This is a genomic window from Noviherbaspirillum sp. (assembly GCF_036846085.1).
In the GTDB taxonomy this organism is placed as follows: domain Bacteria; phylum Pseudomonadota; class Gammaproteobacteria; order Burkholderiales; family Burkholderiaceae_D; genus Noviherbaspirillum.
Genome location: NZ_DAIUCO010000365.1, coordinates 1 through 3,879, shown reverse-complemented (window position 1 = coordinate 3,879; position 3,879 = coordinate 1). Strand labels below are relative to the sequence as shown.

At 64.1% G+C, this 3,879-nt stretch carries 4 protein-coding genes and 1 pseudogene; 4 read left to right on the top strand and 1 reads right to left on the bottom strand.

The window, feature by feature from the left end:
* Nucleotides 1-376, bottom strand: a 376-nt coding sequence (locus tag V7080_RS24700) for a GntR family transcriptional regulator (RefSeq protein ID WP_334191025.1), incomplete at its 3' end; no start/stop codon positions are given.
* A gap of 311 nt (nt 377-687) precedes the next feature.
* On the opposite strand from V7080_RS24700, the gene V7080_RS24695 reads away from it, so the two are divergent.
* The 4 genes and pseudogenes from V7080_RS24695 to V7080_RS24680 form a co-directional block, all read left to right on the top strand.
* Nucleotides 688-1,653: a Bug family tripartite tricarboxylate transporter substrate binding protein gene (locus V7080_RS24695; protein ID WP_334191024.1), complete on the top strand. Its 966-nt coding sequence runs from the start codon at nt 688-690 to the stop codon at nt 1,651-1,653.
* A 36-nt stretch (nt 1,654-1,689) separates the two neighbouring features.
* A complete protein-coding gene (gene mdcA, locus V7080_RS24690) occupies nt 1,690-3,357 on the top strand; it encodes a malonate decarboxylase subunit alpha (protein ID WP_334191023.1) in 1,668 nt (555 codons plus the stop codon).
* A gap of 7 nt (nt 3,358-3,364) precedes the next feature.
* Nucleotides 3,365-3,679 carry a malonate decarboxylase acyl carrier protein gene (mdcC, locus tag V7080_RS24685; RefSeq protein ID WP_334191022.1) on the top strand — a complete coding sequence of 105 codons (315 nt, stop codon included), beginning with the start codon at nt 3,365-3,367 and terminating at the stop codon, nt 3,677-3,679.
* Nucleotides 3,676-3,879: pseudogene (locus V7080_RS24680) on the top strand (biotin-independent malonate decarboxylase subunit beta); the annotation flags it as partial. The gene mdcC and the pseudogene V7080_RS24680, both read left to right, overlap by 4 nt.

Here is a 3,879-nt window from a genome sequence, read left to right as displayed (position 1 = left end):
GGTAATAGTAATTGTCCGCATCGCCCGATTCATGAGCCTCCCGGCAGGCCTCGTGCGCCTTCAGCAACTCCGCATGCTCCTCGGCGAACATGCGCCGCGCGGCAAGCCGGCCGCACACCGCTTCCAGCTCCGCCATCACTTCGAACATTTCCACCAGTTGCTGCGGCGTGATTTCCGCCACGACGGCGCCGCGCCGTGGCCGTATGACGACCAGGCCCATGGAGGCGAGCTGGATCAGCGCTTCGCGGATCGGGGTGCGGGACACCTCGAATCGCGCCGCCAGTTCGGTTTCATCCAGATGCTGGCCGGGGCGCAGCTCACCGACGGCGATTTGTTCTTCGATGGCATCCCGAAGGAATTGGGAACGACTTTTCATGAATACGGGCAAGAAAATGGGTTGATGGTCGGGAAAACAGGACTTATCGGCGCTTTATGTATACATCCCGGGCCGGAATGTATGTATAAAGCGCCGTCGTGCATGATTGTGTCATTTCCCAGGCAAATCGCCTTCATAAACAGGGACATTCTGTTGGCAATTATTTAAAAGCAGGGCTGTTTTTGAGATTTATCAACCGAATTGCATATTCAAAAACGGTTTATGTATACATGAAACAGCATTTTGTATAAATTTACCCAAAACAGACCGCCAAGCGGCACCGACCAACCTCCTTTCTGGTGGAGACAACCATGATGTTCAAACGCGCATTGCTTCTGTTAGCCGGTCTTGCCTTCTCAGCCACCTGTGCCGCGCAGGCCTGGCCCGACCGTCCCGTCACCATCATCGTGCCGTTCCCCGCGGGCGGCGGTACCGACGCCTTTGCGCGGCCCCTGTCCGCGCAATTGAGCAAGCAGCTCGGCAAGACGGTGATCGTCGATAATCGCGGCGGCGCGGGCGGCACGCTCGGCGCCAGCGTGGCATCGAAAGCGCAGCCTGACGGCTACACCTTCTTCATGGGCGCCGCGCACCACGCGATCGCGCCGTCGATCTACCCCAAGCTCGACTACGACATCCTGAAGGACTTCATTCCCGTCGCCCTGGTGGCGACGCCGCCGCAGGTGATCGTGGTCAATGCGCAGCAGGTGCCGGTGAACGACCTCAAATCCTTTGTCGAGTATGCGCAGAAGAACCCGGGCAAGGTGAACTTCGCCTCCGCCGGCAACGGCACATCGCACCACCTCGCCGGCGAGCTGTTCAAGATCCAGACCAAGACCCAGCTGACGCATATTCCCTATCGCGGCGCCGGCCCTGCCTTGCAGGACCTGGTGGCGGGGCAGGTGCACATGATGTTCGACGGCCTCGGTTCGTCGGCGTCCCATCTCAAGGGCGGCCGGATCAAGGCGCTGGCCGTGGCGTCGTCCAAGCGCGCGCCGGGCTTTCCCGATATCCCGACCGCAGCCGAGGCAGGCGTCCCGGACTACGAGGTGTCGACCTGGTATGGCTTGTTCGCGCCGAAGGGCACGCCGCCCGAACTCGTGGAGCGCATGTCCGCCGAGGTGAGAAAGGCGCTGGCGTCACCGGAGCTGCAGGCGAGCTGGACCAATGCCGGATCCGAAGTACCGACCATGTCGCGGGACGAGTTCGGCAAATTCGTCGCATCCGACGTGAGCCGGTGGAACAAGGTCGTGAAAACCGCGAACGTCAAACTCGACTGAAGAAGCACCAGGCATCAACCCGAGCCGGAGAAACCCATGGGCGCGCCCGACCGCATCTGGAATCAACAGCAGGCCAACCGGTCGGTCCGCCTGGAACGCGTGCGCCGCGCCCTGGGCGAGGCGTTGTCCGGCAAGGCGTGCCCGGCCGGCCGCATCGGCGACCTGCTGCATGCGGTGCTGGAGCCGGGAGACCGTGTCTGCATCGAGGGCAATAACCAGAAGCAGGCCGACTTCCTCGCCAGGGCATTGGCCGGCCTCGACCCGGCGCGCATCAGCGGGCTGCACATGCTGCAGTCCGTCATCGCGCTGCCCGAGCATCTCGACGTGTTCGAGCGCGGCATTGCCTCGCGCCTCGATTTCTCCTTTTCCGGGCCGCAGGCGGCGCGCCTTGCGCGGCTGACGGCGGCGGGGAAGCTGAACATCGGCGCCATCCATACCTACCTCGAACTGTTCTCCCGTTATTTCATCGACCTGACCCCGCGCGTGTCGCTGGTGGTCGCGGAAGCGGCCGACCGGCACGGCAACCTCTACACCGGGCCGAATACCGAGGACACGCCGGCGATCGTCGAGGCGACCGCATTCAAGAGCGGCATCGTGATCGCCCAGGTCAACCGGATCGACGACACCCTGCCGCGAGTGGATATCCCGGCGGACTGGGTGGACTTCGTCGTCCAGTCGCCGGCGCCGTATTACATCGAGCCGCTGTTCACCCGCGATCCGGCGCAGATCTCCGAGATACAGGTGCTGATGGCGATGATGGCCATCAAGGGCATCTATGCCGAGTACCGCGTCGAGCGTCTCAACCACGGCATCGGCTTCGATACCGCCGCCATCGAGCTGCTGCTGCCGACCTATGCCGAGTCGCTCGGACTGAAAGGCAAGATCGCCAGGTACTGGGCGCTGAATCCGCACCCGGCGCTGATCCCGGCGATCGAAGCCGGCTTCGTCGAATCGGTGCATTCCTTCGGCTCCGAGCTCGGCATGGAGGCCTACATCCGTGCTCGCCCGGACATCTTTTTCGTCGGGCCGGACGGCTCGATGCGCAGCAACCGCGCGATGTGCCAGGCGGCGGGGCATTACGCCTGCGACATGTTCATCGGATCGACGCTGCAGATCGACCTGCAGGGCAACTCGTCGACGGCCACCACCGGCCGGGTCGCCGGGTTTGGCGGCGCACCGAACATGGGCGCGGATGCGCGCGGGCGGCGGCATATCAGTCCGGCGTGGCTGCAGGCCGGACGGCAGGCGCGTGACGGCAAGAACCTGATGCCGCGCGGCCAGAAGCTGGTGGTGCAGATGGTGGAAACCTTCCGCGAGCACATGCAGCCCGCCTTCGTGGAGAAGCTCGATGCATGGCAACTGGCCGAACAGGCCGGCATGGCGATCCCGCCGGTCATGATCTATGGCGAAGACGTATCCCACGTCCTGACCGAGGAAGGCATCGCCAACCTGCTGCTGTGCCGCACCGACGAGGAGCGCGAGCAGGCGATTCGCGGCGTCGCCGGCTACACCGCGGTCGGTCTCGCGCGCGACCGGCGCATGGTCGAGAACCTGCGCGACCGCGGCATCATCCGGCGGCCGGAGGACCTCGGCATCGACAAGCGGCTCGCCACGCGCGACCTGCTCGCCGCAAGGAACATGAAGGAACTGGTGCGCGCATCGGGTGGACTGTACGACCCGCCGAAGCGTTTCAGGAACTGGTAGGCACATCATGGAAACACTGACATTCCGCTTTGAACACGGCAACCGCAAGAGCAGCGCGCAGGCGCAGCTGGTGGGCGTCGTCAGTTCCGGCAATCTCGAAGTCCTGATGGAACCGGCAGCCCTGGGCGGCGCCTGCGAGATCGAAGTCAAGACCGCCGCCGTCGGGTTCGGTGCGATCTGGAATGCCGTGATGGCCGACTTCCATGCACGCTGGCCGCTTGCGGATACGCGCATCTCCATCAACGACATGGGAGCGACACCGGCAGTGGTCAGCCTGCGCCTCGACCAGGCCGCCGAATCGATGTTCCAGGGAACGCCATGAGCAGCTATCTCGAGTCCAATGCCCGCGAGCGCATCCAGCGCCTGCTCGACCCGGGCAGCTTCAGGGAAATCCTGCCGCCGGCCACGCGATTCACCAGTCCGCATCTCGAACAGCTGGACGCGCCGGTATCGTTCGATGACGGCGTGGTGATCGGCAGCGGACGGCTGCATGGCGCGGCGGTACTGTCTGCGGCGCAGGAA

Coding starts and splice junctions, on each gene's coding strand:
- V7080_RS24695 (WP_334191024.1), top strand. CDS start 688: ATGATGTTCAAACGCGCATTGCTTCTGTTAGCCGGTCTTGCCTTCTCA.
- mdcA (WP_334191023.1), top strand. CDS start 1,690: ATGGGCGCGCCCGACCGCATCTGGAATCAACAGCAGGCCAACCGGTCG.
- mdcC (WP_334191022.1), top strand. CDS start 3,365: ATGGAAACACTGACATTCCGCTTTGAACACGGCAACCGCAAGAGCAGC.